General features: G+C 72.0%; 26 protein-coding genes. 8 read left to right on the forward strand and 18 right to left on the reverse strand.

Annotated features, from left to right (window positions below; genetic code table 11):
* Window positions 1-145: 145 nt before the first annotated feature.
* The 7 genes from AB0I72_RS01085 to AB0I72_RS01115 form a co-directional block, all read right to left on the reverse strand.
* Window positions 146-916, reverse strand: coding sequence for a CDP-alcohol phosphatidyltransferase family protein (locus AB0I72_RS01085; RefSeq protein WP_358561245.1), 771 nt, complete (start codon window positions 914-916; stop codon window positions 146-148).
* Window positions 894-1,943 carry an iron-containing alcohol dehydrogenase family protein gene (locus AB0I72_RS01090; protein ID WP_358561248.1) on the reverse strand — a complete coding sequence of 350 codons (1,050 nt, stop codon included), beginning with the start codon at window positions 1,941-1,943 and terminating at the stop codon, window positions 894-896. The genes AB0I72_RS01085 and AB0I72_RS01090 overlap by 23 nt, the downstream gene beginning before the upstream one ends.
* Before the next feature lie 5 nt (window positions 1,944-1,948).
* Window positions 1,949-2,680, reverse strand: a complete 732-nt coding sequence (locus AB0I72_RS01095) for a phosphocholine cytidylyltransferase family protein (RefSeq protein WP_358561251.1) — start codon at window positions 2,678-2,680, stop codon at window positions 1,949-1,951.
* A gap of 34 nt (window positions 2,681-2,714) precedes the next feature.
* Window positions 2,715-3,410 carry a DUF5941 domain-containing protein gene (locus AB0I72_RS01100; protein WP_358562774.1) on the reverse strand — a complete coding sequence of 232 codons (696 nt, stop codon included), beginning with the start codon at window positions 3,408-3,410 and terminating at the stop codon, window positions 2,715-2,717.
* 44 nt (window positions 3,411-3,454) lie between these two features.
* Window positions 3,455-4,390 carry a hypothetical protein gene (locus AB0I72_RS01105; RefSeq protein ID WP_358561253.1) on the reverse strand — a complete coding sequence of 312 codons (936 nt, stop codon included), beginning with the start codon at window positions 4,388-4,390 and terminating at the stop codon, window positions 3,455-3,457.
* Between the two features lie 222 nt (window positions 4,391-4,612).
* Window positions 4,613-5,491 (reverse strand): ABC transporter ATP-binding protein, encoded by an 879-nt coding sequence (locus AB0I72_RS01110; RefSeq protein ID WP_358561256.1) that lies wholly within the window; start codon window positions 5,489-5,491, stop codon window positions 4,613-4,615.
* Window positions 5,491-6,339, reverse strand: a complete 849-nt coding sequence (locus tag AB0I72_RS01115; RefSeq protein WP_358561259.1) for an ABC transporter permease — start codon at window positions 6,337-6,339, stop codon at window positions 5,491-5,493. Before AB0I72_RS01115 ends, AB0I72_RS01110 begins: the two co-directional genes overlap by 1 nt.
* A 325-nt stretch (window positions 6,340-6,664) precedes the next feature.
* Here AB0I72_RS01115 and AB0I72_RS01120 point away from each other — a divergent pair, with 325 nt between their 5' ends.
* Window positions 6,665-7,426 (forward strand): IspD/TarI family cytidylyltransferase, encoded by a 762-nt coding sequence (locus AB0I72_RS01120; protein WP_358561262.1) that lies wholly within the window; start codon window positions 6,665-6,667, stop codon window positions 7,424-7,426.
* Window positions 7,423-8,208 (forward strand): glycerophosphodiester phosphodiesterase, encoded by a 786-nt coding sequence (locus AB0I72_RS01125; protein ID WP_358561265.1) that lies wholly within the window; start codon window positions 7,423-7,425, stop codon window positions 8,206-8,208. Before AB0I72_RS01120 ends, AB0I72_RS01125 begins: the two co-directional genes overlap by 4 nt.
* Before the next feature lie 95 nt (window positions 8,209-8,303).
* On the opposite strand, the gene AB0I72_RS01130 is transcribed toward AB0I72_RS01125, so the two are convergent.
* On the reverse strand, window positions 8,304-9,308 hold the full coding sequence (locus tag AB0I72_RS01130; RefSeq protein ID WP_358561268.1) for a glycosyltransferase family 2 protein: 1,005 nt from the start codon (window positions 9,306-9,308) through the stop codon (window positions 8,304-8,306).
* Window positions 9,309-9,553: 245 nt separating this feature from the next.
* Here AB0I72_RS01130 and AB0I72_RS01135 point away from each other — a divergent pair, with 245 nt between their 5' ends.
* From AB0I72_RS01135 to AB0I72_RS01145, 3 genes are all read left to right on the forward strand, one after another.
* Entirely contained in the window at window positions 9,554-11,059 is a 1,506-nt protein-coding gene (locus AB0I72_RS01135; protein WP_358561271.1) for an LCP family protein, read from the forward strand.
* Between the two features lie 22 nt (window positions 11,060-11,081).
* The gene (locus AB0I72_RS01140) at window positions 11,082-11,816 is read left to right on the forward strand and encodes a YIP1 family protein (RefSeq protein ID WP_358561274.1); all 735 of its coding nucleotides are present in this window, start codon (window positions 11,082-11,084) and stop codon (window positions 11,814-11,816) included.
* 248 nt (window positions 11,817-12,064) lie between these two features.
* The gene (locus AB0I72_RS01145; RefSeq protein WP_358562776.1) at window positions 12,065-13,396 is read left to right on the forward strand and encodes a UDP-glucose/GDP-mannose dehydrogenase family protein; all 1,332 of its coding nucleotides are present in this window, start codon (window positions 12,065-12,067) and stop codon (window positions 13,394-13,396) included.
* 124 nt (window positions 13,397-13,520) lie between these two features.
* Here AB0I72_RS01145 and AB0I72_RS01150 read toward each other — a convergent pair whose 3' ends face one another.
* The 4 genes from AB0I72_RS01150 to AB0I72_RS01165 are packed head-to-tail and all read right to left on the reverse strand — an operon-like array spanning window position 13,521 to window position 16,113.
* Window positions 13,521-13,931, reverse strand: coding sequence for a VOC family protein (locus AB0I72_RS01150; RefSeq protein ID WP_358561277.1), 411 nt, complete (start codon window positions 13,929-13,931; stop codon window positions 13,521-13,523).
* Between the two features lie 48 nt (window positions 13,932-13,979).
* Window positions 13,980-14,396, reverse strand: coding sequence for an AraC family transcriptional regulator (locus tag AB0I72_RS01155; RefSeq protein WP_358561280.1), 417 nt, complete (start codon window positions 14,394-14,396; stop codon window positions 13,980-13,982).
* 11 nt (window positions 14,397-14,407) lie between these two features.
* A complete protein-coding gene (gene purE, locus AB0I72_RS01160; protein ID WP_358561283.1) occupies window positions 14,408-14,959 on the reverse strand; it encodes a 5-(carboxyamino)imidazole ribonucleotide mutase in 552 nt (183 codons plus the stop codon).
* Window positions 14,956-16,113 (reverse strand): 5-(carboxyamino)imidazole ribonucleotide synthase, encoded by a 1,158-nt coding sequence (locus AB0I72_RS01165; protein WP_358561286.1) that lies wholly within the window; start codon window positions 16,111-16,113, stop codon window positions 14,956-14,958. The genes purE and AB0I72_RS01165 overlap by 4 nt, the downstream gene beginning before the upstream one ends.
* Window positions 16,114-16,384: 271 nt before the next feature.
* Between AB0I72_RS01165 and AB0I72_RS01170 the strand changes: the two genes are divergently transcribed.
* Window positions 16,385-16,864 (forward strand): GtrA family protein, encoded by a 480-nt coding sequence (locus AB0I72_RS01170; RefSeq protein ID WP_358561289.1) that lies wholly within the window; start codon window positions 16,385-16,387, stop codon window positions 16,862-16,864.
* 981 nt (window positions 16,865-17,845) lie between these two features.
* On the opposite strand, the gene AB0I72_RS01175 is transcribed toward AB0I72_RS01170, so the two are convergent.
* On the reverse strand, window positions 17,846-18,430 hold the full coding sequence (locus AB0I72_RS01175) for a TIGR03086 family metal-binding protein (RefSeq protein ID WP_358561291.1): 585 nt from the start codon (window positions 18,428-18,430) through the stop codon (window positions 17,846-17,848).
* 1,110 nt (window positions 18,431-19,540) lie between these two features.
* Entirely contained in the window at window positions 19,541-20,515 is a 975-nt protein-coding gene (locus AB0I72_RS01180) for a type II CAAX endopeptidase family protein (protein WP_358561293.1), read from the reverse strand.
* Between the two features lie 439 nt (window positions 20,516-20,954).
* Between AB0I72_RS01180 and AB0I72_RS01185 the strand changes: the two genes are divergently transcribed.
* Window positions 20,955-22,094, forward strand: a complete 1,140-nt coding sequence (locus AB0I72_RS01185; RefSeq protein ID WP_358561295.1) for an Mrp/NBP35 family ATP-binding protein — start codon at window positions 20,955-20,957, stop codon at window positions 22,092-22,094.
* Window positions 22,095-22,267: 173 nt separating this feature from the next.
* Here the strand turns inward: AB0I72_RS01185 and AB0I72_RS01190 are convergent, their stop codons facing one another.
* Entirely contained in the window at window positions 22,268-23,335 is a 1,068-nt protein-coding gene (locus AB0I72_RS01190; RefSeq protein ID WP_358562778.1) for a trypsin-like peptidase domain-containing protein, read from the reverse strand.
* Window positions 23,336-23,413: 78 nt separating this feature from the next.
* Between AB0I72_RS01190 and AB0I72_RS01195 the strand changes: the two genes are divergently transcribed.
* A complete protein-coding gene (locus AB0I72_RS01195; protein WP_358561297.1) occupies window positions 23,414-23,569 on the forward strand; it encodes a hypothetical protein in 156 nt (51 codons plus the stop codon).
* 487 nt (window positions 23,570-24,056) lie between these two features.
* On the opposite strand, the gene AB0I72_RS01200 is transcribed toward AB0I72_RS01195, so the two are convergent.
* From AB0I72_RS01200 to sigE, 3 genes are read right to left on the reverse strand one after another with little or no spacing between them, the layout of a single operon-like run.
* A complete protein-coding gene (locus AB0I72_RS01200; RefSeq protein ID WP_358561299.1) occupies window positions 24,057-25,151 on the reverse strand; it encodes a transcriptional regulator in 1,095 nt (364 codons plus the stop codon).
* Window positions 25,148-25,906 (reverse strand): zf-HC2 domain-containing protein, encoded by a 759-nt coding sequence (locus AB0I72_RS01205; RefSeq protein WP_358561301.1) that lies wholly within the window; start codon window positions 25,904-25,906, stop codon window positions 25,148-25,150. The genes AB0I72_RS01200 and AB0I72_RS01205 overlap by 4 nt, the downstream gene beginning before the upstream one ends.
* Window positions 25,903-26,514: an RNA polymerase sigma factor SigE gene (gene sigE, locus AB0I72_RS01210; protein WP_358561304.1), complete on the reverse strand. Its 612-nt coding sequence runs from the start codon at window positions 26,512-26,514 to the stop codon at window positions 25,903-25,905. Before sigE ends, AB0I72_RS01205 begins: the two co-directional genes overlap by 4 nt.
* Window positions 26,515-26,603 lie beyond the last annotated feature (89 nt).

Genomic DNA, 26,603 nt, shown 5'->3' on the forward strand with positions numbered 1-26,603 from the left:
GTTCAGTGGACGACGGACATCGAGAAGATTGACTCTCGTCAACATTCGCACGAACAGACTAACGAGAGAATAAGAGAAAGGTGTACGAGGCCGTGGGGCGGGTAACACGCACGGCCTCGTATGTGACGGTACCGTCACTGACGCGTTATTCCAGGCGACGCGACGCGACCACGCTCACGAAATGAGCGAGACTCATGACCACGCCCACGGCCGCGCACGCGACCACGAGCACCCGGGTCGCGGCCAGGTCGCCGAGGACGGCGTCCACGACCGCCGCCACCACGACCAGCAGCGAAAGCTCGACCGCCTGGATCACGCGGTGCACCTTCAACGCGGAGGCCAGGCGCCGGGCCAGGCTCAGCCCGGACGAGCGCGGCCGCATCGCCTCGGCCGTGACCTCCTCCGACAGCCCCGCCTTGGCGCGGGCCACCACGACGTTGTCCGTCTCGGCCTTGATCAGCGCGACGCCGATCGCCGCGGCCATCCCGAGGATGACCCAGCCGCCCGGCTCGAACCCGCCCTGGGCACGCACGCCCAGGCCGATGAGCAGGGCGATCTCCGACACGTAGTGGCCGATCCGGTCCAGGTAGATCCCCGCCACGCTGGTGCGTCCCGTGTACCGGGCCACCTCGCCGTCGGAGCAGTCCAGCAGCAGGTAGACCTGCACCAACACGGCCGCCAGGACGGCCGACCACAGACCGCCGAAGGCCACGACGACCCCGGCCAGGACGCCGAACACCATCATCAGGTAGGTGATCGGGTTCGGCGGGACGCCGAGCCGGACGAACAGCGTGCTCAGGTACGGGGAGACGTCCCGCATGTAGTAGCGGCCCGCCCAGTGCTCCTCGTTCACACGCTCCTTGATCCCCGCGGGCTGGCCGCCCGCGCGGACCTCAGCGACCGACGGCTTCGACATAGTCCGCGACACTCCGCTTGATCTCGTCCTCGGAGAGGTTCAGGTGTTCAAGGATGGTGAAGCGGCCGGGACGCGTGCCCGGAGCGTGGACGACGGCACGCGTGAAGGCGTCCTCGTCGAGCCCCACGTCGGAGGGGAGGGTCGGCAGCTGGTGGCGGACCAGGCAGGTGCGGATCTCCTCCAGGCGCCGCTGCGACCAACCCAGGTGGCGCACCCGCAGGAAGGACGCGTACAGCGCGCCCAGCCCGGCGAGCTCGCCGTGGTTGCTGGTCCCCGGGTAGAGCTGCGTGATCGCGTGCAGGATCTCGTGGCACGCGCCGCTGGCGGGTCGGCTGGACCCGGCCACCGACATCGCCATCCCCGAGAGCACCAGACCCTCGGCGAGCACGGCGAGGAAGGCGTCGGACTCGATGGAGTCGGGGCGGTGCAGCACCGCCTCCGCCGCGACCCGGGCGAAGGTGACTGCCATGCCGTCGACCGGCTCGCCGCCGATCCGGCCCGCCAGCTCCCAGTCCTCGATGGCCGAGATGTTGCTGACGACGTCGCCGATGCCGGAGCGGACCAGGTGCGAGGGGGCGGCCTGGACGTAGTCGACGTCGATGACCACGGCGATGGGCATGGTGACGCCGATGGACGGCTTTCCGCCCTCGTGTTCGAGGGAGCTGACCGGCGAGGCGATGCCGTCGTGCGCCAGGTTGGTCGCGACGGCGACCATGGGGATGCCCGCCATGGTCGCGGCGAACTTGGTCACGTCGATGGTCTTGCCGCCGCCGATGCCGGCGACCGCCTCGTAGGCGCCCGACCGGAGCTTCTTGCCCAGGTCGGTGGCGGCGTCCACGGTGCCCTCGTCGACCTGGAAGACCTCGCACTGGGGCAGGTCCAGGTCGGCGGCGATCTGCGCGCCCTGGCCCGGGCCGACCGCGACCGCGATGCGGCCCTCGGTGGCGATCCGGCGGTCGGCGAGCACCGTTCCGAGGGAGGCGATGGCCCCCCGGCGCACGTCGATCGCCAGGGGGGAGGGGAGCATTCGCGCTAGTAGCGGCACGCGATCTCCCTCGCCTTGGCCAGGTCGTCGTGGTTGTCGACCTCGACCCACTGGACGTCGCCGATCGGGGCGACGGAGACCTTCTCGCCGCGGCGGACCAGCTCCTGGTAGCCGTCCTCGTAGTACAGCTGCGGGTCGCGCTCCCAGGTGGCCTTGAGCGCGTCGGCCAGGCGGGCGTCGAGCGAGCCCTCGACGAGGGTGGCGCCGATGTACTCGCCCGCGGCGGTGGCCGGGTCCATCAGCTTGGTGATGGTCTTGAGGTGGCCGCCCTCGTCGAGGGTCACCTTCATCTCCTCGTCGGCCAGATTTTTCACGTTGTCCACCGCGAGGAGGAGTTCCGGACCCCGCGCGGCGAGTAGCGTTTCCTCGACGCTCACGGGGTGAACCGTGTCACCGTTGACCAGGAGGACGCCCTCGGGGAAGAACTCGCGTGCGGTCCACAGGGAGTAGGCGTTGTTCCACTCCTCGGCCTTGTCGTTGTAGCTGAGGGTGATCTTGACGCCGTGACGCTCCTCGAGCGCCTCCTTGCGGGCCTCGACGGCCTCCGCACGGTAACCGACCACCACGACCACGTCGGTGAGCCCGGCGGCGGCGAGGTTGCGCAGCGAGATGTCCATGATGGTCGTCTCACCGTCGACGGGCACCAGAGCCTTGGGCAGGGTGTCGGTGTAGGGGCGCAGACGCCGTCCCGCGCCTGCGGCGAGAACCATTCCGAGCATGAGGGCGTGTTCCTCCTTAGGTCGGGGAGACGCCTCACGCCTCCCCGTTCGTTCCGGCGGCCGGTCGGCCCCCGTCCTCGTGTCCAGGTGGGGTCGTCCGGGGACCTCCCCGGTCCGTGCCGCCTCCGCGAGGGGACGCGGTGACGGTCGTGCACACCTCGGTCACGGGCGTCGCGCACCAGGAGCGCACCGCCTCGCGGACCAGGAGCACCGCCAGGTATCCGGCGAGTGCCCCGTAGGCGGGCGCGAGGACGTCGAACGCACCGCCGACCGCGATGACGAGCATGCGCCCGTCCCATCCGAGCGCCGCCCTGCGCACCCAAGCGGGGCGGGCGACGCCGACGGAGGGACGCGCGACGTCGTCGCGGTGGTGGCTGACGACCACCATCAAGAGTACGAACACCAATGGACCGGGTACACCGGACGCCAGCCCCAGGACCGCCAGGTACCCGTACTCGGTGATCCGCAGGACGGGCGGCACGAGCCGGTCGAGGCGCCCGTCGTGCGGGTGCCCCGAGGCCAGACCGGACAGTAGCAGGGCAGCGACCGGTGCGAACAGGGTAATGCCTGCCAGCTGTCCCCGAACCGCCACGAGGAGCGTCCCGGCCACCAGCAGGCCGGTGAGCGCCGGCAGCATGGGCGCGACGGCTCCCGGGGCGACCCGACCGAGCAGCGCGCAGACGTGACTGTCGTCACGTAGTGTCCGCAGGTCGGGAACGGTGGCGCACAGACGCTCACGCGGCGCCCGGGCGCCGCCGTCGAGGTCGTGTCCGGTCACCGGCGCGTCTCCTTGGCGGTGGGGTCGACGAGTTCCCCGGTCACGGCGAGCGCGCACCCGACGACGAGGGTGAGGAAGGCGACCCGCGCGTCCCAGACCGTGGTGGTGACCGCGATGGTCAGGAAGCGCGTGGGCTGGGTGAAGACCATGACGCGCCGGATCGCCGCGGGCAGGGGCGCTCCCCCGGCTCGGGCGGCGGCGTCGTGCGCGCCGGTGTCGGCCGCGGCGGCGGCCGTTTCCGTGGTGGAGGGTGCGGCGGCGACCCCCGCGGTGGCGCGGACGGCGGTTCCGGTGGAGGAGCCAGGGGCGACGCCGTCGCGCGTGGCGACCGGGCGCCCTTCGGGGCCGCCGAGGAGGCGGTCGGTGAGCCTGGGGTCGTTCTCCCGGGTGTCCCGGGGCGGCGGGGGCACGAGTCCGGCCAGGAGCCCGTCGGGCCCGTCCTGGACACCGCTGTCGCCGCGCGCGGCGGACCCGCCCGCACCGGCGGTGTCCCCTCTCCCCCACACGGCTCCGCCGCCCGTGCCGTTCCCGGTCGCGGGCGGCGCCGACCGCACGACCAGGAACGAGTCCCGCAGCGCCAACGCGATGAGCGCGCCCGCCGCCCAGCCCCACGCGCCCTGGATGCCCGCCGCGACCGCCCCGAGGGCGAGCCCGACGTAGACGGCGTACTCGCGCAGCTGGCCGAGCATCGCCGCGAGCCACATGGTGAGCGCGTCGCGGCGGTCGGTCCGGATGCGCGCCCGGACGGCGTCGCAGAACAGCACGACCCCGAGGAAGGCCGAGCCGACGAGGCAGCCGACCGTGTCGGCCTGGGAGAACCAGACCGCCGCCGCGATCGCCGCCACGACGCTGATCCGTGTCACCCCCGAGCGGGTGACGCACCTGCGTTCCAACATGCGCGCGGTGGCCCGCGCCACCGAGTCCTTGGCCATGGTCGTGCCTCCTCCAGCCGTGCTGGGAGTCACCGTTTCTCACTCTGAGTAACCATTCAACCACTGACACGCACATAGCGCCTGGTAAGACGTGGCGAGGGTCGAGCGACCGCGTTTCGGGCATGCCCGGACAGACGCGAGCGCATCTCCGAAAGGGGTCGGAGATGCGCTCGTCGTCACTCGTTCGCGGGAGGGTTCGGGCCGCCGTCCGGCCCGAGCCCGTCAGGCGGCCCTGCCGCCGCCCGTCGGGTCCTCGCCGTTCTCGCGCTCGGCCTCGGCCTTGCGCTTCTTCTCCTCCTCGCGCTTCTTGCGCTCGGCGATCTTGGCCTGGGTGTCCTCGTTGTAGGCGTCCAGGGCCGCCTCGATGTCGGTGTCCAGGGCGAGCCCGCCGCCCTTGACGTACAGACCCCGGTTGCAGAACCGGCGCAGGTCCCTCTCGCTGTGGGAGACCAGGACCATCGTGCGCTGGTTGGCCAGCATCCGGTCGATCGCGTCGTAGCACTTGCGCTTGAACGCCTTGTCGCCGACCGCGAGCACCTCGTCGACCAGCATGATCGGGTGCTCCAGCTGGGAGATCAGCGCGAACCCGAGCCGGACCTTCATCCCGCTGGAGTAGTGGCGCACCGGGGAGTCGATGAACTTCGACTCGATCTCGGCGAAGTCGACGATCTCCTCGAAGCGCTCGTCGATCTGCTTCTCGGACATGCCGTGCAGCGAGCCGACCAGGTACACGTTCTCGCGGCCGGTGAGGTTGTCGTTGAAGCCCGCCCGCAGCTCCAGCAGCGGGGCGACCTTGCCGCGCACGTGGACCTCGCCCTCGTCCGGCATGAGCACGCCCGCGATGAGCTTGAGCAGCGTCGACTTGCCCGTGCCGTTCTTGCCGACGATGCCCACGCAGTCGCCGCGCGCGATCTCGAAGGAGACGTCGCGCAGCGGCCAGAACTCGTCGCCCTCGGCGTTGGGGTCGCGCTTGGACCCGTGGATGAACATCTCGCGCAGGCTGCGCTTACGGCGGCGGTTCACGGCGAACTTGACGCCGAGCCCCTTGGCCTCGATGACCGGTCCGCCGGTGCCCTCGGCGCCGTAGGTGGTCTGCGCCATCACAACTCCTTCAGGACGGACATCTCCAGACGGCGGAACGTCCAGTATCCGATGATCAGCATCAGGACGGAACCCGCCACCGAAGCGGACAACGCCAAGGTCGTCGGCGTTAGTTCCTCGAACCCAGCGAACCACACCGTGCGGTGCATCTGGAAGATCCCCATCAGGGGGTTGAGCTGGAAGAGCGTCCCCGCCCAACCCGGCAGCCGGGCCGAGTCCAGGACCATCGAGGCCGGGAACAGGATCGCCGAACCGTAGAACAGCACACGCGTGACGATGCGCGTCAGGCGCTCCACGTCGCGCAGCAGGACGTTGACCGAGGACAGGAACAGGGTGACGCCCAGGCCGAACATGAAGGTCAGCACGACCGCCAGCGGCAGCCACAGGAGCAGGCCCTCGACGGAGGGACGACCGCCCAGCGCGAACACGAAGACGAGCAGGACCGGCCAGGTCAGCAGGTACTCGACGAACTTCGTGCCCACGGTCGCCAGGGGGAAGATCTCCCGGGGCACCTTCATCGTGGTGATCAGCTTGGAGTGCGTGATCATCGCCCGGGGCGCCTCGCCGAGGATCGCGCCGAAGGTGGTCCACGGCAGAATGCCCGCGACCAGGAACAGCAGGAAGCCGCCGCTGTCCATGGCGCTCTCCGGCATCCCGCGGTTCGCGTTGAGGATGACGCCGAAGACGGTGAAGTAGACCAACGTCATGGCCATGGGCTCCAGCATCGTCCACGCGTATCCGAGTACGGACTGCTGGTACTTGACCTTCAGGTCGCGCCGGACCAGGAGGCCGACGACCCTCCGGTGCTCCCAGACGGCCAGCGTCCTTGACGCCACCGCCACCTCCAAGGGTTTGATTCACGTCCGGGGTCGAAGCGTTCCGGACGGGCGTGTAGGTACTCACCTGCGCGCACCGGGCCGACATTCGCGGTTCCGCCCTCACCGGGCCCGTGGCACGGGGGGCGTGTCCGAGCGAGTGGGGGATGTCGCGGACCGCGCCCGGTCTCACGACCGTGTCAGAGGAGGTCCGGACCGGGCACGCCATACAGGCGTCCATAGGTTACCGCCGTGGAAGACGGACCGAACCATCGGTCGGGTGCCCACGGAGGCCGTCCGCTAGTGTCGGCGACTGGATTCCCCGTGCGTGCGCACGCGTCCCGAGAAAGGCGAAGAGATGTCCGCAGCTCCGCGCGTGATCGCCGCGGTCCTGGCCGGAGGGGTGGGCGCGCGGATGGGCGCGGCCACGCCCAAACAGCTGCTCCCGCTGGAGGGCCGGCCGATCATCGAGCACTCCGTCGCCGCCTTCGAGGCCTGCCCCGAGGTGGACGAGATCATCGTGCTGATGGTCGCCGAGCACGTGGGCCGGGTGGAGGACCTCGTCGCCGACGCCGGGTTCACCAAGGTCACCAGGGTGCTGCCGGGCGGCGCCACCCGGACCGAGACCTCCTACGCGGCGCTGACGGCGATGGCGTCGGCCGCCGACACCGATCTCGCCCTGCTGCACGACGCCGCCCGACCGCTGCTCCGCCCGGCCACGGTCACGTCGTGCGTGGCGGCGCTGGGCGAGGCGGGCGCGGTCGGGGTCGCGGTGCCCAGCACGGACACGACCGTGCGGGTGGCCCCCGGTCGGACCGGCGGGGAGGCGATCGTGGACGTGCCCCCGCGCGCCGAGCTGCGCAGGATGCAGACGCCGCAGGGGTTCCGCCTGGGCGTGCTCCGCCGCGCCTACGCGCTGGCGATGGCCGACCCCGGCCTGGTCGCCACGGACGACTGCGGGGTGGTGCTGCGGTACCTGCCCCAGGAGGAGGTCCGGATCGTGCCGGGTGACGAGGGCAACATCAAGGTGACCAACCCGGGCGACGTCGAGATCGCCGAGACCCTGCTTCGGCGGGCACGCGTCCGGCACGGGAACGGGAGCGCGGGGGAGGCGCGATGAGCCGGGTGTTCACGCCGACCGAAGTGATCGGCCACCGGGGCGCCGGGCGCGGCGTGGTCGACGGCGCTCCGGAGAACTCCGCGGCCTCCTACGCCGCCGCGGCCGAGGCCGGGGCGGACTGGGTGGAGATCGACGTGCGCCGCACGGCCGACGACTCCCTCGTCCTCCACCACGACGCGGCCCTGGACGACGGGCGGGCGATCGTGGACCTGACCGCCGACGCGTGCGCGGCGGCGGGCGTGATCCGCCTGGAGGAGGGGTTGGCGGCCCTCCCCGCCGGGGTGGGCCTGGACGTGGACGTCAAGTCGGTGATGGAGGACGCGGTGGACGCCCCGTCGCGCCGCACGGTGTCGCTCCTCCTCCCCCACCTGCGCCGGGAGGCCGCGCGGCGGCGCGTGTTCGTGTGCTCCTTCGACCCCGGTGTCCTGCTGGCCGTCCGCGAGGGCGCGCCCGGGGTGCCGACGGCGTGGATGCCCTACGTGCGCAACCCGCTCGACCAGGCGGTGGCCGGGGCGGCCGGGATGGGCTGCTCGATCGTGGCGGTCGACGCACGGTCGCTCGGACGGACGGGCGACGCGCCCCGGCCCGGCCGCCGGTCGGTCTCCTACACCGTCGCCCTGGCGCACCGCGCCGGGCTGGAGATCATCTCGTGGTGCCCGGACCCGGTGGACGCGGCCAGGTACGCCGAGGCGGGGATGGACGCGGTCGTGGTGGACGACGTGCCGGGCACGGTGTCGGCGCTCAAGGCCGTCGGCGGGGCTGGCGCCGCCCCGACCGGGTGACCGTGTCCGGTGGCCGGGCGGGTGCTCGGCGCCCCGGGCGTGTGTCGGGCCCCGCCGCCCGGGTCGGGCCCAGCGGTAGGGGCGGGCCCCAGGCGTCAGGCGCGTGTGGAGCGCGAGGCCCGCGCGGTGCGCGAGTCCGACCCGAGACCGGGCGGGCTGGTGATGAAGCCCACACCCCACGACATGTGCATGGTCGTCAGGGCCAGCGGGAGCAACGGCAGGCTGGCGGCGGGCAGGCCCTTGGCCAGCGGCACCGACGCCGCCGTGACCAGGGCCAGGTAGGCGGCGGGCACCAGGAACAGCGGCCACCAGAACAGGCCGCCGACCAGCCCGGCGAGGACGCCCGCCACGGCGACCGGCGGAGCGAGGTAGCGCAGGTTGATGGTGCCCCTGTGCTGGCGGGCGACCACGCGCCGCCAGCGGCCGTAGTGGAAGTACTGCTTGGCGAGCAGCCGCACGTCGCGCCGGGGCCGGTAGGAGACCCGCATGCGCGGCTGGAACCACACCGTGCCGCCGGTGGTGCGGATGCGGTGGTTCATCTCCCAGTCCTGGGCGCGCAGGAAGGCCTCGTCGTAGCCGCCGACCCGGTCGAGCGCCGAGCGCTGGAAGACGCCCAGGTAGACGGTGTCGGCGGGGCCGCCCTCACCACCGGTGTGGAAGCGCGCGTTGCCCACGCCGACCTTGGAGGTCATGGCGGCTGCGACGGCCTTCTCCCACGGTGTGGTCCCCTCGGCGGCCATGATGCCGCCGACGTTGTCCGCCCCCGTCTCGCGCAGCGTCTCGACGGCGACCCTCAGGTAGTCCGACGGCATCATGGCGTGCCCGTCGATCCGGGCGACGATGTCGTGGCTGGAGGCGCCGATCGCGGCGTTGAGCCCGGCCGGGGTCCGTCCCGTGGGGTTGTCCACCACCTTGACGCGCGGGTCCGCGGCGGCGAGCCCGTCGGCCACCTCGCGGGTGCGGTCGGTGGAGGGGCCCACGCCCAGCACGACCTCCAGTTCGCCCGGGTACTCCTGGGCGAGGACGTGCTCCACCGCGGCGGCGAGGTGGCGCTCTTCGTTGAGGACGGGCATGACGACGGAGACTGGCGGCCAGGACACGGGGCACTTCCCAAGGTCAAGACGTGTCGGGACTGCGTGGTACGCGCGTCAACCGTACTGCACACGGCGGCCTCCGACAGCCGGGGTTTCGGCCCGTTCGTTCCCGCGTGAACGGTTCCCCGGCCGACGGCGTCACACCCAAACGGACGACAACACGCCGAGCGTTGACATCCCGCGCCCTTCGGCGGATCGGGTGACAACCTAAGGATGAAGGACACCGCTGCACGGGTGGGACGGGGACTCCGATGGGCGACGACAACACCGGACGGCAGGGACCGCCGGAGGAGTTCCGGCGCAAGCGTTCCCAGCCGGTCCCGCCCGAGGCCCGCCGGTCGGCGCGCTCCGGTCGGGTGACGGTGCCCCCGGTCGCCGTGCGCCGCCGCAGGACCGGTCTGCTGGTCATGGGCGCGCTGTCGGCGCTGGTCCTGCTCGCCTCCGGAACGTCCTGGGCGATCACCGGCTGGATGTCGGGGGCGCTCAACCGGTTCGACGTGTTCGGGGCGCTCGCGGCGGGCGACCGTCCCGACAACCCGACCGGCGGACTCACCTTCCTGGTGATCGGCTCCGACGCGCGCGGGGAGATGAGCCAGGAGAACCAGGACGCGCTGAGCGTGGGATCGACGCCGGGCCGACGGTCCGACGTCATCATGATGGTGCGGATCAACGAGGACCGCGACCGGGTCAACGTGGTCGGCATCCCCCGCGACCTGTGGGTCGACATCCCCGGCGAGGGCGAGGACAAGATCAACGCCGCCTACGCCCACGGCGGCCCGGCGATGACCGTCCGGACGGTGGAGTCCCTGACGGACGTGCGGATCGACCACTACGTCGAGGTGGACTTCGAGGGCTTCGTGGACGTCGTGGACGCCCTGGGCGGCATCGAGGTGTGCCTGCCCGAGGCGATCGACGACCCGAAGGCGCGGCTGGACATGGCGGCGGGCACGCACGAGGTGGACGGCGCCGAGGCGCTGGCCTTCGCCCGGACCCGCGCCACCGCGCGCGGCGACCTGGACCGGATCGACCGGCAGCAGCAGGTCCTGTCCGCGATGCTCGACCGGGCGATGGGCAGCGAGACCCTCACCGACCCGGCACGGCTGGCGACGTTCCTGGAGAGCGCGCTGTCCTCGGTGACGGTGGACGAGGAGCTGGACGGACGCGCGCTCAACGAGCTCGCGTACCAGCTGCGCGAGATCGACCTGTCGGCGGTGGCGTTCACGCAGGTGCCGATCGCCGACATGAACCACTGGACGCCGCGCGGTGACGTCGCGCTGCTGTGGGACGAGCCCGCCGCCCGCGACCTGTTCGCCGACATCCGCGCCGACCGCCCCATCGCCGAGGGGGACCCGGCCGAGGAGGCCTCCCCCGAACCGCCGGACCCGGCCGACATCCGGATCCGGGTGTTCAACGGGACCGCCACCCCGGGCATGGGCGCGCGGACCGACGACAACCTCGACCAGGTCGGGTTCGACGTCATCGCCCCGGCCGAGAACTGGGACAACCGCGACGTGGCCACGACGCAGATCCGGCACCCGCGCGGTGCCGGAGCCGAGGAGCGGGCGCGGTTCGTGGCGGAGGTCTTCCCCGGTTCGGAGCTGGTGGAGGACCGTACCCTGGACGACGAGATCCAGGTCGTGATCGGCTTCAACTTCACGACCTTCACCGCCCCCGAGCTCCCGGAGCCCGAACCGGAGGCCTCCGCCTCCGACGGCCCCCTGGCCACGACGACCGCCCGGGACAACATCTGTGCGTGATCCCGTGCGAGGAAGGTGACCCGTGCTCCGCCATCTGGTCGGTCTGCTGGCAGGCATCGCCCTGACGCCGGTCCTGTGGATCGCCGTCGCGTGGGGCGCCGACATCCTCCCGCGGATCACCGGGGGTGACGTGACGATCGCATCCGTGTTGTCCGTGGTGGTGCTGTGCCTGGTGGGAATCGGCGGGGCCTACCTGGCGGCGGGCCACGTGTCCCCGCTGTTCGCCGCCTCCAGCGGCGCCCTGCTGACGGCGCTCGCGCTGTGGCCGGTGACCGCACCGGCGTCGCTCGGCGCGGTGCTCGGCTGGCTCGACCCGGAGAGCTTCGTCTTTCCGGGCGGCGCGGGGACGGCGGTCGCGCTTCCACTGGGCGTGCTCCTGCTGTGCTCGGCCATGACGCCCACCCGCTGGAGGGCACTGCGGGAGGCCCCGGCACGGGTGGTCGCGAGCGCGAGCCGGGACGACGTGCGCCGTGACGGCGCCGACGGCGTCCGCTGGGGCGAGGACGCGGGTCAGGCGGACGACCGGGACTGGAACCGCGGGCGACGCGGAGGTGACGAGCCGTCCACTGTGACCGACACCATCGAGGACGAACTCCCCGACACGCCCCCCGTCCCCCCGCCGCCTCCGAGCGGCGGGTACGACGGCGACCCGGAGAAGACCACCACGCCGTTCCGCCGACGCGGCGACAGCGGAGCCGTGTGGACGCCGTTGGACGTGGACCCCGAGGAGTTCCGGACCCACGACGACGGCCGCTGACACCGGCCCGGTCACCCCACGAGCGGACACCCGGTGCGTATCGCCCACTCCGCCCCGGTAACCTGTGCGCCTGACTGTTCACGTCGTGTTGGGTCACGCGCCACACCCCGGCGCGTAGGGTGATGCACCCCAATGCAGCATCGTTCGCCCCTGTGTCCGTTTTCTGCCCCCGAGCGGGGTGCTGACCTCTGTGAACGGGCACAACCATGCACACGAACGCGGACGGCGAGATCGGAAGGACTCCAGCAGTGGTCGAAGCGGAACGAATGCGCGTCTCGGTCATCGGCACCGGTTACCTCGGCGCCACCACGGCGGCCTGCCTGTCGGAGCTGGGCTTCGAGGTGCTCGGGCTCGACGTCGACGAGGCCAAGATCGAGCTGCTCCGCTCCGGCCGCGTCCCCTTCTTCGAGCCCGGACTGGACGAACTGCTCACCGCGAACCTGGACACCGGGCGACTCGCCTTCACGACGTCGTTCGCCGAGGTGGCCGAGTTCGCCGACGTGCACCTCATCTGTGTGGGCACCCCCCAGCGCGACGAGTCCGGCGCGGCCGACCTCACCTACGTCCACTCGGCGATCGAGCGGCTCGCTCCCCACCTGACCCGGCCCACCGTCGTCGTGGGCCGGTCGACCGTCCCCGTCGGCACCGCCGCGACCCTCACCGCCCGCCTGCACGCACTCGCCCCCGTCGGCGAGGAGGCCGAGCTGGGGTGGAGCCCGGAGTTCCTGCGTGAGGGCTTCGGCGTGGAGGACACGCTGCGGCCGAACCGGATCGTCATCGGCACCGACTCCCCCCGCGTGGAGAAGGCCGTCCGCGAACTGTGGCGGCAGCAGGTCGACGACGGCGTCCCCTTCCTGGTCACCGACCTCCAGACCGCCGAGCTGGTCAAGGTGTCGGCCAACGCCTTCCTGGCCACGAAGATCTCGTTCATCAACGCCATGGCCGAGGTGTCCGAGGCGGCCGGGGCCGACGTCATCCAGCTCGCCGAGGCGCTGTCCTACGACGACCGCATCGGCGGCAAGTTCCTCGGCCCGGGCCTGGGCTTCGGCGGCGGCTGCCTGCCCAAGGACATCCGGGCGTTCATGGCGCGCGCCGACGAGCTCGGCGTCGAGCCCGCGCTGTCCTTCCTGCGCGAGGTGGACGCGATCAACCAGCGCCGCCGCGCGCGCACGATCGACATCGCCCGCGAGCTCATCGGCGGAAGCTTCGCCGGGCGCACGGTCACGGTGCTGGGCGCCGCGTTCAAACCCAACTCCGACGACATCCGCGACTCGCCCGCGCTCGACGTGGCCTCGACCATCGCCTCGATGGGCGCCCAGGTGACGGTGTACGACCCCGCCGCCCTGGAGCGGGCCCGCGAGGCGCACCCGGAGCTGCGGTACGGCTCGTCGATGCTGGAGGCCGCGCGTGACGCGGACGTGGTCCTGCTGCTCACGGAGTGGCAGGAGTTCCGCGAGGCCAACCCGGACGAACTCGCCGAGGTCGTGTCGGCCACGCGGATCGTGGACGGGCGCAACGCGCTCGACCCGACGTTCTGGCGTGCCTCGGGGTGGACCTACCGGGCCCTCGGCCGCCAGTAGCCCACCCGTACCGCGTCCGCAACGCCCGGTGCCGTCCGGGTGTTCGAGGATCGCACGGAGTCCGATGGTGAGGATCGCACCGGTCGTCGGCGCGGCCGGGTGGGGGCTCAGGGCCGGACCGGACTCAGACCGTGATCTGCGTGAGGCGGATCCGGTTGCCGAAGGGGTCGCGGAGCCCGCAGTCGATGCCGTACGGACGCTCGGTGGGCTCCTCGGTGAACTCGACGCCCTTCGCCAGCAGCGTCTCGTAAGTCTTGCGGCAGTCGTCCGTCGTCAGGATGAACCAGCCGCCCATCGCCCCCTTGGTCACCAGGTCGCGGACCTGCTCGGCCGTCTCCTCGGACATCCTGGGCCCGCCCGGGCGCTCCAGCAGGATCTCCCGCTCGGGGTGGCCGGGCACGTGGACGGTCAGCCACCGCATGGCCCCGAGGTCGACGTCGGCGCTGATCTCCAGGCCGAGCTTGCCCACATAGAAGTCGAGGGCCTCGTCCTGGTCGAGGACGAAGATCTGTGAGTGCGTGATCGCGTTGAACATGTCCATGACTCTAGAGAGCAAGCCGGAAGAAGACTTATCCGAAACCGCTCAGTCGTCGGCCGGTGCGGGCGACGACTCACTCGGCCGCGTCCACGCCATGGTGAAGCACGTGGGCACGACCGGGGCCGCCGCCTCCCGCCGAAACTGCCTCGGTGACGTCCCGACGATGGCGCTGAACGTGCGGCTGAACGTCCCCAGGCTCCCGAAACCGACCTCGAAGCAGATGTCCGTCACGCTGCGGTCGGTCGCGCGCAGCAGGAACATCGCGCGCTCGACGCGGCGGCGCTGGAGGTAGCGGTGCGGCGGCTCCCCGAACGTGGCCCGGAAGGTCCGCGAGAAGTGCGCCTCCGACACGTGGGCGATCCGGGCCAGGGCCGGGACGTCGAGGGGCTGCGCGTACGCGCGGTCCATCGCGTCCCGTGCCCGGAGCATGCGGCGGTTGCTGTCCTCGGTGGCGCGGCTCATGGCGTGTCGGGTCAGCGGCCCAGACCGAACCCGGTGGGCTTGCCGTCGTCGGCGACCTCCCGGCGCAGCCGCTCGCCCTTGGCGTAGGCCTGCGACCTGAGCCCCTCCTGGAAGCGGGACATCCGCTCCGTCAGATCCGGGTCGCCCGCGGCCAGCATGCGCACGGCCAGCAGACCGGCGTTGCGGGCGGCGCCCACCGCCACGGTGGCCACGGGCACGCCCGCGGGCATCTGCACGATGGAGAGCAGGGAGTCCATCCCGTCCAGGTACTTCAGCGGCACGGGGACGCCCACCACGGGCAGGGTCGTCACCGACGCCAGCATCCCCGGCAGGTGGGCGGCGCCGCCCGCACCGGCGATGATCACCTTCAGACCGCGGTCGGCCGCCTCTGTCCCGTACTGGATCATCTCGTGCGGCATGCGGTGCGCGGAGACCACGTCGGCCTCGAAGGGGACGTCGAACTCGCGCAGGGCGTCGGCGGCCTCGCGCATCACCTGCCAGTCCGAGTCCGAGCCCATCACGATCCCCACGACGGGGCCCCGCCTGTTGGCGCTGTCGGTCACTGGTCGTCTCCTCGCAGGTAGTCGGCTGCGTCACGGGCACGCTCCAGGAGGTCCCGGTAGTCGTCGCCCGTCACGGTGACGTGCCCGATCTTGCGGCCCGGACGCACGTCCTTGCCGTAGAAGTGCACCTTCACCTCGGGGTCCTTGGCCATCACGTGCAGGTAGCGACGGTAGACCTCGGGATCCGCGCCGCCCAGCACGTTGGCCATGACCGTGTAGGGGGCCGTGGTGCGCGGAGCGCCCAGCGGCAGGTTGAGCACCGCGCGCAGGTGCTGCTCGAACTGGGAGGTGCGGGCGCCCTCGATCGTCCAGTGGCCGGAGTTGTGCGGGCGCATGGCCAGCTCGTTGACGACCACTCCGTCCGCCGTCTCGAACAGCTCCACGGCCAGCACGCCCGTGACGTCCAGGGCCTGCGCGATCTCGATGGCCAGCTCCTGGGCGCGAGTGGCCTTCTCCTCGTCGAGGCCGGGGGCGGGGGCGATCACCTCGTGGCAGATCCCGCCGCGCTGGACGGTCTCCACGACCGGGTACACCGCGACCTGGCCGTGCGGGGAACGGGCCACCTGGACGGCCAGCTCGCGGGAGAAGGCGACCTTCTCCTCCACGAGCAGCGGCACCTCCTCGGCGACGGCGCGGCCGACGACCTCCGCCGCCTCCTCAGGGGTGCCGACGATCCACACGCCCTTGCCGTCGTAGCCGCCGCGTGCCGCCTTGAGGACGACGGGCCACCCCAGGTCCTCGGCGAACGCGGTCACGTGGTCCGGCGTGGTGACCGGGCGCCACCGCGGGGAGGGGGCGCCCAGCTCGGCCATCCGGGTACGCATGCGCAGCTTGTCCTGGGCGAAGCGGAGGGCGTCGCGGCCGGGACGCAACAGGCCGCCCGCCTCCTCGACGGCGCGCAGGACGGGTTCGGGCACGTGCTCGTGGTCGAAGGTGACCACGTCGCAGGCCTTCGCGAAGGCCAGGACGTCGTCCAGTCCCCGGTCGTCGCCCAGGACGACGTCACCGCAGACCAGGGCGGCGCTGTCGGTCGGGCTGGCGGCCAGCACCGAGAAGTCCACGCCCAGACCGATGCCCGCCTGGTGGGTCATCCGGGAGAGTTGTCCGCCTCCCACCATTCCGACACGGGGGACGATGCGGTTACGCTCGCTCACAGTTCCTCAACTCATGCTCGTCAACCGCGGTGACGGGACGGCTCCGCACGGAACGGAACCTGGCCGTGACGGCTCGGAACCCGCGGCCGGGGTCTTGACTCCAGCCCCCGGGCTAGAGTCTAGGGCGTGCCCGAGCGGCACCCCCCAGGTGGTCCGTTCGGGCCGACCTGGGCGAAGCCGTCCAGACGGACCGTTCGCCCAGGCGAGCGAACCTCCAGGGCTCGTCCGGAGCCCCAGTCTCCAAGCCAACCCCCGACGGGAGGCCCATTCCGTGCGTGAGTTCCGTCAACGGCACCCCAGGATCGCGCGTCTCGCCGCCGAGGTGGGCAAGTTCGGATCCGTGGGCGCCGTGGCCTACGTCGTGCAACTCGGGATGACCAACGCGTTGTGGGGCATGGGCGTGGAGCCCATGACCGGCCAGGTGGTCGGCACGGTGTGCGCGATCGCGGTGGCCTTCGTAGGCAACCGGTTCTGGACGTACCGTGACCGGGCGCGCACGGGGTACGGGCGCGAGACGGTGCTGTTCCTGGTGATGAACGGGGTGGGGATGCTCCTCCAGCTCGGCTGCCAGGGGTTCGCGGTGTACGTGTTGGAGCTGGAGAGCCAGCTGGCGCACAACATCGCGGGGAACGTGGTGGGCGTGGGACTGGGGACGTTGTTCCGGTTCTGGTCGTACCGGACGTGGGTGTTCCCGGTGGCGGATGTGGTGACCGGGGCGGTCGAGCGTCCCCAGCCCCCTCGGGTGCTGTAGCGGTCGGGTGTCCGGCTGGCCCCCTGTGGTGGGGCGGGCGGGGGGCTTCCGTGGACCCCCTGGGGTGGCCGGGGTGGTCGGGTGTCCTCAGCCCCCTGGGGTGCTGTAGCGGTCGGGTGTCCGGCCAACCCCTTGTGGTGGGGCAACCAGGGACGCTTCCGCGAACCCCCTGGGGCGGCCGGGGTGGTCGGGTGTCCCCAGCCCCCTGTGGTCCTGTAGTGGTCGTGCCGTCCCTAGCCCCCTGGGGTGCCGGGGAGGTCGGGTGTCCGGCCAACCCCCCTGTGGTGGGGCGACCAGGGACGCTTCCGCGAACCCCCCTGGGGTGACCGGGGTGGTCGGGTGTCCCCAGCCCCCTGGGGTGCTGTAGCGGTCATGCCATCCCCACCCCCCTGGGGTGGCCGGGGCGGTCACGTGTCCCCAGCCCCCTGGGGTGCCGGGGAGGTCGGGTGTCCGGCCAACCCCCCTGTGGTGGGGCGACCAGGGACGCTTCCGTGAACCCCCCTGGGGTGGCCGGGACGGTCACGTGTCCCCAGCCCCCTGGGGTGGCCGGCGCGCGGACGTGTGTGGGGCCTGGGGCCGGTGGTCCCTGAACCGTCCACCCCCCGCTCCTGGGGCCGGGGGTGTCATCACTTCGGAATCACGTTTCCACGTGGTGGCCGTGTCCTGCATATCTGTGGAGGGCAGATGGCGGGTGTGGGTGAGGGACCTCGCCCTCCGGAACGAATTCGCTCCGCGAACACGCCCTCCGGGTCGAGCCACACCCCCAGTGGTGACCGGGTGAGCAGGACACCACACCCAGCCCCCTATGGACCCGAGAACCAGTCGACCCAACCCCCCTTCGGTGACCCTGGGCGGTCACGGTCTCCGACCAAACCCCCTGCGGCTGGCCGACCGAGGACGGTCACCCCGAACCCCCTGTCGCACGGGTCCCGGTCAGGCGAACCCCCCTGCGGTACAGGACCCAAACCGGGTGACTGCGGGTTAGGAAGGGCGGCGTCCGGTCAAGCCTATGAGCCGGTCGAAGACGGGCGCGTCGTCCGGCACGGGCACCGGCGGCCCGAACAGCCCTGGGACACCCTCAGGGTTCTGCTCGACGAACCGCACGACCCAGTCGTGCGCCACCTGAACCGTGTCCTCCAGCGCGGGATCATCGTCAGGGAAGCGTTGCCCCGTCGCTGCGGCCAAATCCCAGCCGTGGACCAAGACCTCATCGATCGCGGCGGCGCCGGCGGACTCACCCGGAAGGTCCACGCCACCGACCCGCGTCATGCCGGTCCACGCGTCCTCCGAGAGCCACGCGCGTGCGACCTCGTCGAGCCGGGCGGGCAGTCGATCTCGCCAGCCCGCGTCCGGGCGCGCAGCTCCGGGCTCCGGAGGCTGGTTCGTGGCCTCGCCGAGCTCCTTGGCTGCGGCAGCGGTGAACGCCAAGCACAGGCCGTCAATGTGGTCGAGCAGGGCGCCGACGGTCATCTCGGCGCACGGAGTCGGATCATCGAGCTGGTCGTCGCGCACCCTCTGGACGAGTTCGGTGAGCACAGCGGTCGCGGGACGGAGGTCGGTCGTCATTTCATCACCACCACAGCGAGTGAGGCTCCATCGTCGCAGGTCCGCTCACGGAATCCCGGTTACGACACAGCGCCCCCACCGACCGCTACAGCACCACAAGGTCACCCGGTTTGGGTCCTCTGTGCCGCAGGGGGTTGGACGGACACCGTGTCCGCCTCGGGTCACCGCAGGGGGGTTCACCTGACCGGGACCCGTGCCACAGGGGGTTCGGAGTGACCGCCCCCGACCGCCCAGCCGCAGGGGGGGTTGGACGGACACCGTGACCGCCCCGACTCACCCAAGGGGGGTTGGGTCGACCGGTTCTCGGGTCCATAGGGGGCTGGGTGTGGTGTCCTGCTCACCCGGTCACCACTGGGGGTGTGGCTCGACCCGGAGGGCGTGTTCGCGGAGCGAATTCGTTCCGGAGGGCGAGGTCCCTCACCTATGGTCACCCTCCGCCCTCCACAGATATGCAGGACACGGCCACCACGTGGAAACGTGATTCCGAAGTGATGACACCCCCGGCCCCAGGAGCGGGGGGTGGACGGTTCAGGGACCACCGGCCCCAAGCCCCACACAAGTCCACACGCCGGTCACCGAAGGGGGCTGGGGACAGCTCGACCGTCCCGGTCACCCCAGGGGGGGTGGGGATGGCATGACCGCTTCGGGACCCCAGGGGGCTGGGGACACCCGACCACCCCGGCCACCACAGGGGGGGTTCGCGGAAGCGTCCCTGGTCGCCCAGCCACAGGGGGGTTGGCCGGACACCCGACCACTACAGCACCCCAGGGGGCTAGGGACGGCACGACCGTCCCGGCCACCCCAGAGGGTTCACGGAAGCCTCCCCGCCCGCCCAACCACAGGGGGTCGGCCGGACACCCAACCGCTACAGCACCCGAGGGGGCTGGGGACACCCGACCGTCCCGGTCACCACAGGGGGTTAGGGATGGCACGACCGCTACAGCACCCGAGGGGGCTAGGGACGGCACGACCGCCCCGGCCACCCCAGGGGGTCCACGGAAGCCCCCCACCCGCCCCACCACAGGGGGCCAGCCGGACACCCGACCGCTACAGCACCCGAGGGGGCTGGGGACGCTCGACCACCCAACCACCCCCGTCGCCCCAGGGGGTTCACCCCACCGCCGTGCGGCTCTTTCGCCGCACTCCCGTCCGGCGGGCGAGCCAGGTGACGCTGAGCGCGTACACCCCCGTCGTCCCGACCGCGAACGCCAGCCCGATCGGCCCGCCCATCCCGGGCGGGCCCGCGCCGATCACCAGTCCCGTACCGATCGCCGCCGTCCGGTCCTCCAGCACGCACAGCATCAGCTGGGCCATACCGTTCACCAGGTGCAGGCCGATCGCCGCCTCGAGACCGCCCGTGCGCCAGGTCAGCCACGCCGCCCCCGTGCCCATCACCGTGAGCGCGGCCGTGGTCCACGGGTCGTCGGGATACACGGAGGCGTACAGGGCGGCGAACAGGGTGCCGCTGGCGAGGATCGCCGGGCCGGGTGACCTCAGCACCCGGGCCATCGCGCTCTTTCCCGTCCCCCCGAGCGCACCGACCCACTGCATGAGCAGCCCGCGCAGCGTGAACTCCTCCGCGACCGACTGGAACGGCACCAGGAACACGATGACCAACACGGACACCGCGAGCCCGCCGGACATCGCGCCCATGCGGGACTCGTCGGACAGCACCATGTACAGCGCCGTGGTCACCGCGACGGGTACCGCCGCCAGCCCGACGCAACGGACCAGGAAGGCCCAGCGCAGGTGACCGTCGACCGACATCAGAGTCCCCACCCTGCGCCACTGCACCACACGGACCACGAGCAGCACGATCGGGATCAGCAGCGCCGTCGAGACCAGGCCGATCGCCAGACTCGCGATCTCCCCCAGCCGGACGGAGCCCGGTGAGAGCCCGCTGCCGCCCGCCAGCGCCACGATCGTCATCGCCAGGACGACGGCGACCCACAGGAAGAACAGCAGGAACGCGAGGACCACCAGGGACAGGGCAGGCACCCACCAGCGGTACCGCGACCCTCGCGCCAGCCTGTGATAGAACTCACCCTCCGGGACCTCCGCGGGGGCGAACTCGCTGGTCCGCACCGGTCTCGGTGGCGGCCACGCCCACACCGACGGGTCGGGGTTGACCGCGGGATGCCCTCCCGGGGGCGTCAGCCGCCCGCCTCCCGGCGGTCCCGCCCACATCTGCTCGTGCGTCCACGCACCATGCGCCCGCCCGTCCGGCCCCTCCGGGGCGGCGGGCCAGGACGAACCAGGCGGTGGTGGCGCATTTCCCATGGTGCGCAGAGACTACTATCCGGCTGTGTATTGCCAGCGTTAAGGGCACGCCGTTAACGCCTGGTCACAGGAGGGGTCCCCCGCCGATCACCCGCTCCGGTTCCGACCGCGCACCGGGCCGCCCCCGCCCATCCCCACGCCCGTCCGGCGGAATAGCGCGGTGAGCGGACCCCGTTGGAACGGATGGCACGTGGGAGAGACACCACAGGCCAACACCCCGTTCCGCTGACCTACGATTGAGTACATGTCCTCCACACCATCCACCGAGCAGGTACACAAAGCCCTGGCCACGGTGCAAGACCCGGAGATCCGCCGTCCCATCACCGACCTCGGCATGGTCAAGAGCATCGACGTCGCCGACGACGGCGCCGTCCGCGTCGGTGTCTACCTGACGGTGGCCGGGTGTCCGATGAAGGGCCGCATCGAGAAGGACGTCACCGAAGCGGTGACCAAGGTCGCCGGGGTCACCTCCGTCGCCGTCGAGCTCGATGTGATGAGCGACGAGCAGCGCAAGGACCTCCAGACCAAGCTGCGCGGCGGCCAGGCGGAGAAGGAGATTCCCTTCGCCAAGCCCAACTCCCTGACCAGGGTCTTCGCCGTCGCCTCCGGCAAGGGCGGCGTCGGCAAGTCGTCGGTCACCGTCAACCTCGCCGCCGCCATGGCCGCGCAGGGGCACAAGGTCGGTGTCGTCGACGCCGACATCTACGGCCACTCGGTGCCGCGCATGCTCGGCGCGTCGGACTTCCCGACCAAGGTCGAGGACATGATCCTCCCGCCCACCGCGCACGACATCAAGGTCATCTCGGTGGGCATGTTCACGCAGGGGAACCAGCCGGTCGTGTGGCGCGGCCCCATGCTGCACCGCGCGCTCCAGCAGTTCCTCTCCGACGTCTTCTGGGGCGACCTCGACGTCCTGCTGATGGACCTGCCCCCGGGCACCGGTGACATCGCCATCTCCGTCGCGCAGCTGCTCCCCTCCGCGGAGCTGCTGGTCGTGACCACGCCGCAGCAGGCCGCCGCCGAGGTCGCCGAGCGCGCGGGCGCGATCACCGCCCAGACGCACCAGCGCATCGCCGGTGTCATCGAGAACATGTCGTACTTCGTGCCGCCGGAGGGGGGCGAGCCGCTCCGCCTGTTCGGCGAGGGCGGCGGCCGGACCGTCTCCGAGGCGCTCACCAAGACGCTCGGCACCGAGATCCCGCTGCTGGGCCAGGTTCCATTGGACACCCGCCTACGCGAGGGCGGCGACGAGGGCAAGCCGCTCGTCCTGACCGACCCCGACGCCGAGGCCAGCAAGGTCATCGCGTCGATCGCCGAGGGCCTGGTCGGCAAGCCGCGCGGGCTGGCCGGGATGCAGCTGGGCATCTCGCCCGCCGGACGTTAGTCCGGGGAGTGGACGCGGACGCCGGAACCGCGCACACGTCCGCGGAGTGAGCGCACGACGTGACAGGGCCCCGGGAGAACCCGGGGCCCTGTCGTGTGCGTGTGCCCTGACGTTCGTCGACGTGTCCCGAGGCGTCCTGCCCGGCAGTCCTCGTCCCGCCCGGTCGCCGCCGCTCAGTCGGTGGAGGACCCGAGCGTGATCGTGCTCGTGTCCTCGTCGCCGTCGCGTTCGAACACGATGTCCACCTCGTCGCCCGGCGCGCGGTCCCGCAGCATGGCCAGGAGTTCCTGGCCGGAGTTGACCGCCCGCCCGTCGAAGGACGTGATCACGTCGCCCGGCTCCAGGCCCGCGTCGTCGGCCGGTCCCCCGTCCGCCACGGCGTCGGAACCGTCCGCGATCACCGCGCCGGCGACGGGGCTCTGGAGGTCGAGTTCCACGCCGATGTCGGCGTAGGCGGTCGACTCGTTCTCGATGAGCTGGTCGACGACGCTCTGCACCTCCGCGGACGGGATCGCGAAGCCCAGGCCGATGCTGCCCGTGCCCTCGCCCATCGAGCCGCCCATGGTGTAGATCATCGAGTTGACGCCGATCACCCGGCCCTGGAGGTCGACCAGCGGCCCACCGGAGTTGCCGGGGTTGATCGCGGCGTCGGTCTGGAGCGCGTAGAACCGGCTGGCGCTGCTCCCCTCGGGGCTGACCGGGCGGTCGACGGCGCTGATGATGCCCTGCGTGACCGTGCCCTGCAGCCCCAGAGGCGCTCCGATCGCGATGACCTCGTCGCCCACCACGACCGCTTCGGAGTCGCCGAACGCCAGCGGTTCGACGTCGATCGGGTCCGCGAGGGAGAGCACCGCCAGGTCGGAACTGGGATCGGCGCCGACGATGGTCGCTTCGGACAGGCTCCCGTTCTGGTACTCGATCCGGATACCGCCGTCCGCCAGCGCCGAGGACACGTGATCGTTGGTGACCACGTAGTTCCCCTCGATGACGAAGCCCGAGCCGCCGCCGGGCACGCTCGGGTCGGCGCTGCCGATGTACACCACGCTGGGGCTGACGCGCTGGGCGACGCCCGCGATGGTGTCGGGGTCGCGCTGGGGCGCCTCGGGCGGAGGCTCGTTCATGACGGGCCCCTCCTCCTCGGGCGCCGCCTCCTCGCTGGACGCGTTGTTGAACAGGGCCCCCGCGACCCCGCCCGCGCCACCGGCGATGAGGGCGACGACGAGCATGCCGGACAGCGCCATCCAGGCGGGCACCCCGCGTCGGCGGCGTTCGGGCTGGGGCTGCTGAGCCGCCACGGCGAACTGCTGCGTCTGGAACTGGTGAGGTGGCCGCGCCGCCTGATCCGGCGAAGCCTGGAACTGCGGAGTCGGGGGCTGCTGTCCCTGAGGATGCTGAGCCTGCTGGGGCCCCTGCGGGTGCTGTCCCTGGGCCTGTTGTGCTCGCTCCCGCCCCTGAGGGTGCTGGCCCTGCTGTGAGCCCTGGTGTCCCTGGCCCGCCTGCGCTGACGGCGCCGGCTGGCCCGCCTGCGGCTTGATCACCTGGGAAGTGTGCGAGAGCTGGACGTACGGGTTGCTCTGTGGGGTACCGGACGCGTCGCCCGGGCCTGGGGTGGGGTTGGGGTTCATGGGATCTCCGCTGCCGGGGGGCGAGGGCTGGGGGGCGCTTCCGTGGCCGGGGGGACCGGCGGCCGGGGTCGGTGGGGACGCGCCGACGCGGACGCCCTCCCGTTGCTTCGTCGGATCAGGCGGAGTGACCGGAACCGGCCACCGGGGGAGCTCCGCAGGTGCCTGGTCCGAGGCGGGCGCACCACCGCGTCCGCCCGGATCGGGGGGTGTTCCGCCGCGCGACGGGGCGACCGGGTCCGGCCCGGTCCCCTGCGCCGAGCGGCCGTTGTCCTCGCTCAAGACCTGCTCCGTACATCTGTGTGGTCGGGGGTCGGCGCGCGGCGCGTACGGGTGGGGGTTAGGGGATCCCCCACCTGGACAGACCGCGCTGCACTCTGGCCCAGAATCCGGAGCCGTCGGGCCCCGGCAGCGCGGTCACCGCGGAGGAGGCCAGACCCGCGGGAGCGTCCGCCAGGACCGTGAAGACGAACCCCTCGGACTGCCACACGCTCTGGTACTGACCGACGTCACCGCCGAAGACCGTGCCATGTTGTGTTGTGACGTCACTTCCCCCCGCCCCGGTTCCGGTGTATCCGTCACGAAGTGTGGAGGGATGTTCCGATCCCAGCTTCCCACGCTGGGTGAAGACGGACACCTGGGACAGACCATCCGAGTAGATGGCGTGCACGACACGGTGCTCCCCCAGGTAGGTGGACCGGGCGTCCACCAGCCGCAGGTTCCACGTGAGGTCCTCGGGCAGGCACCAGCCGCCCTCGCGGAGGGCGTCGCGTTCGTCGGCGGTCAGCACGTCGCCCCAGGGCTCGCCGCCGAGGGCGTCCTCGGGCCAGTCGCCGTCCCCCACGCGCACGTCGGTCAGGCGGGAACTCAGCGCGACCTCACCCGACTCCGCGTAGACGGTGCGGCCGACGAGCAGCCCGGTCTCGGTGTCCACCCAGAACCGGCCGGCGACCGAGCCGTCCGACCGGTCGGCCTCCACCAGGCGGACCGCGCGCCCGTCCAGCTCGGCGGGGCCGACGTCGGTGACGCGGTAGGTGTCCTCCAGCATCCGCAGCAGGCGCTCGTCGAGGGCGTCCAGCTCCGAGGAGTCGCGCACCACGAAGGCGTCAGCGCTCCCACCGTCCTCGCTCACACCGAGATGGGCCAGGGCGATCCCCTGCCCGGGCCGGTTCACCACGCGCAGCCTGATCTCCCGATCCGTGCGGCCCGCCGTCCCGGTCCCGTCCGCGGGTCCGGACATCGTGCGCACCGCCGTGTAGGACAGTTCGTCCTCGGCGAGGGCGGCCCGCCGCAGGACGCGCATCCCGTCGTCACCGCCCTCGGCGGGCACGTCGGAGGAGGCGGGGTGGGACCCGGCCGTCAGGCACAGCACGCACAGCGCGACCAGGACCACCAGGGCGAGGGACGGACGGGAGGAGGGCTCCTCCGCGCTCACCGGGTCGTGGCGGTCGGGTTCGGGGCTCCGACGGTCTGGGGCTGCCCTCCCCGGACCCCGACGGACTCGGACGCGCCCGACTCGGGAGCCGGGCTCTCCGGGGCGACGACCGGCACCTGCCGCGTGGTCATCGCGTGCTCGACCGCGTAGTCGGCGAGCCGGGGTTCGACGACCGGCGTCCCCTCGTCCTCCCCGCCCGCGACGAAGGCCGAGCCGAGCAGTGCCGTGGCCACCGCCACGCCCGCGACCGCGTACCGCCCGCCCGGGAACGGTGGAAACAGGTGGGCGAGGCGCTCGGCGCCACGGCGGCGCGCCGGGCGGACGTCGGGGATGGCGCGGGCGTCGACCGCGGGCTCCGTCGCGGTGGCCACCGGACCGGGTTCGGCCGCCTCAGCGGCGAACGGACCCGAAGGACCGCCCAACCCTCCGAAAGGGCGGCCGCCGAGGGGGCGGGACGAGCCCAGGGGCGGACGCATCCCGAACCCGGCACCTCCGGGCGGCGGTCCCGGGCGGTCGCGATCGTCCGGGGCGGGGCCGCCGTCGCGTGACAGGCTGGTCAGGCGGCCCAGGAAGTCGTGGTCCGGCTCGGGCTCGCCGAGGCCGGTCAGCCGCCGCTTGAGCCTGCGCGTCATGTCGGCCTCGAACCGGCACGCCTCGCACTTGGCCAGGTGGATCAGGGCGCGCTCGTGCTCGGCCGGGCCCAGTTCGCCGTCGACGAGCGCGGAGAGCCGCTCTCCGAGGTGGTCCATGCTCATTCCGCCTCCCCGTTGGTCACGTGAGCGCCGCGCGCCTCCTTCTCGGCGGCCAGGGCCCGCCGGTGTTCCAGGGCACGGCGCAGCTGGGCGCGGCCCCGGTGGATACGGCTGCGGACGGTTCCGAGCTTGACGTCGAGCGTCGCGGCGATCTCCTCGTAGGAGAGGCCCTCGATGTCACACAGGACCACGGGGGCACGGAACTCGGCGGGCAGGGCGTCGAGGGCGCTCTGGACGTCGGCGTCGAAGTGGCGGTCGTCGTAGCGTTGGGCGGGCGAGGGCTCCCGCCCCTCCAGGCGTTCGTCGGCGTTCTCGGCCAGCCCCTCGAAGCGGATGCGCGCCTTGCGGCGGGCCATGTCGAGGAAGAGGTTGGTGGTGATGCGGTGCAGCCACCCCTCGAAGGTGCCGGGCGTGTAGTTGGCCAGGGAGCGGAACACACGGATGAAGACCTCCTGGGTGAGGTCCTCGGCGTCGTGCTTGTTGCCGGTGAGCCGGTAGGCGAGCCGGTACACCCGAGGTGAGTGGACCCGGACGACCTCTTCCCAGCTCGGGGGTTCCCATGCCTCGAATTCCACGGCTGGGCCGGTCTCTGGCACCGTTGCTCCCTTCATCCCGTCGACGCGACGCACGTGGGTTGCTCGGGGGGAGGTACTTCGTGGCGATCGACGTGCGTTCCTCCCGATTAAACGCTGGGGGACGC

It is taken from the genome of Nocardiopsis sp. NPDC049922 (assembly GCF_040660275.1).
In the GTDB taxonomy this organism is placed as follows: domain Bacteria; phylum Actinomycetota; class Actinomycetes; order Streptosporangiales; family Streptosporangiaceae; genus Nocardiopsis.

Bases quoted from the DNA above. Each gene is read 5' to 3' on its own strand.
- AB0I72_RS01085 (WP_358561245.1), bottom strand. From the start codon at position 916: ATGTCGAAGCCGTCGGTCGCTGAGGTCCGCGCGGGCGGCCAGCCCGCG.
- AB0I72_RS01090 (WP_358561248.1), bottom strand. From the start codon at position 1,943: ATGCTCCCCTCCCCCCTGGCGATCGACGTGCGCCGGGGGGCCATCGCC.
- AB0I72_RS01095 (WP_358561251.1), bottom strand. From the start codon at position 2,680: ATGCTCGGAATGGTTCTCGCCGCAGGCGCGGGACGGCGTCTGCGCCCC.
- AB0I72_RS01105 (WP_358561253.1), bottom strand. From the start codon at position 4,390: ATGGCCAAGGACTCGGTGGCGCGGGCCACCGCGCGCATGTTGGAACGC.
- AB0I72_RS01110 (WP_358561256.1), bottom strand. From the start codon at position 5,491: ATGGCGCAGACCACCTACGGCGCCGAGGGCACCGGCGGACCGGTCATC.
- AB0I72_RS01120 (WP_358561262.1), top strand. From the start codon at position 6,665: ATGTCCGCAGCTCCGCGCGTGATCGCCGCGGTCCTGGCCGGAGGGGTG.
- AB0I72_RS01125 (WP_358561265.1), top strand. From the start codon at position 7,423: ATGAGCCGGGTGTTCACGCCGACCGAAGTGATCGGCCACCGGGGCGCC.
- AB0I72_RS01135 (WP_358561271.1), top strand. From the start codon at position 9,554: ATGGGCGACGACAACACCGGACGGCAGGGACCGCCGGAGGAGTTCCGG.
- AB0I72_RS01150 (WP_358561277.1), bottom strand. From the start codon at position 13,931: ATGTTCAACGCGATCACGCACTCACAGATCTTCGTCCTCGACCAGGAC.
- AB0I72_RS01155 (WP_358561280.1), bottom strand. From the start codon at position 14,396: ATGAGCCGCGCCACCGAGGACAGCAACCGCCGCATGCTCCGGGCACGG.
- AB0I72_RS01175 (WP_358561291.1), bottom strand. From the start codon at position 18,430: ATGACGACCGACCTCCGTCCCGCGACCGCTGTGCTCACCGAACTCGTC.
- AB0I72_RS01185 (WP_358561295.1), top strand. From the start codon at position 20,955: ATGTCCTCCACACCATCCACCGAGCAGGTACACAAAGCCCTGGCCACG.
- AB0I72_RS01190 (WP_358562778.1), bottom strand. From the start codon at position 23,335: ATGGCGCTGTCCGGCATGCTCGTCGTCGCCCTCATCGCCGGTGGCGCG.
- AB0I72_RS01205 (WP_358561301.1), bottom strand. From the start codon at position 25,906: ATGAGCATGGACCACCTCGGAGAGCGGCTCTCCGCGCTCGTCGACGGC.
- sigE (WP_358561304.1), bottom strand. From the start codon at position 26,514: ATGAAGGGAGCAACGGTGCCAGAGACCGGCCCAGCCGTGGAATTCGAG.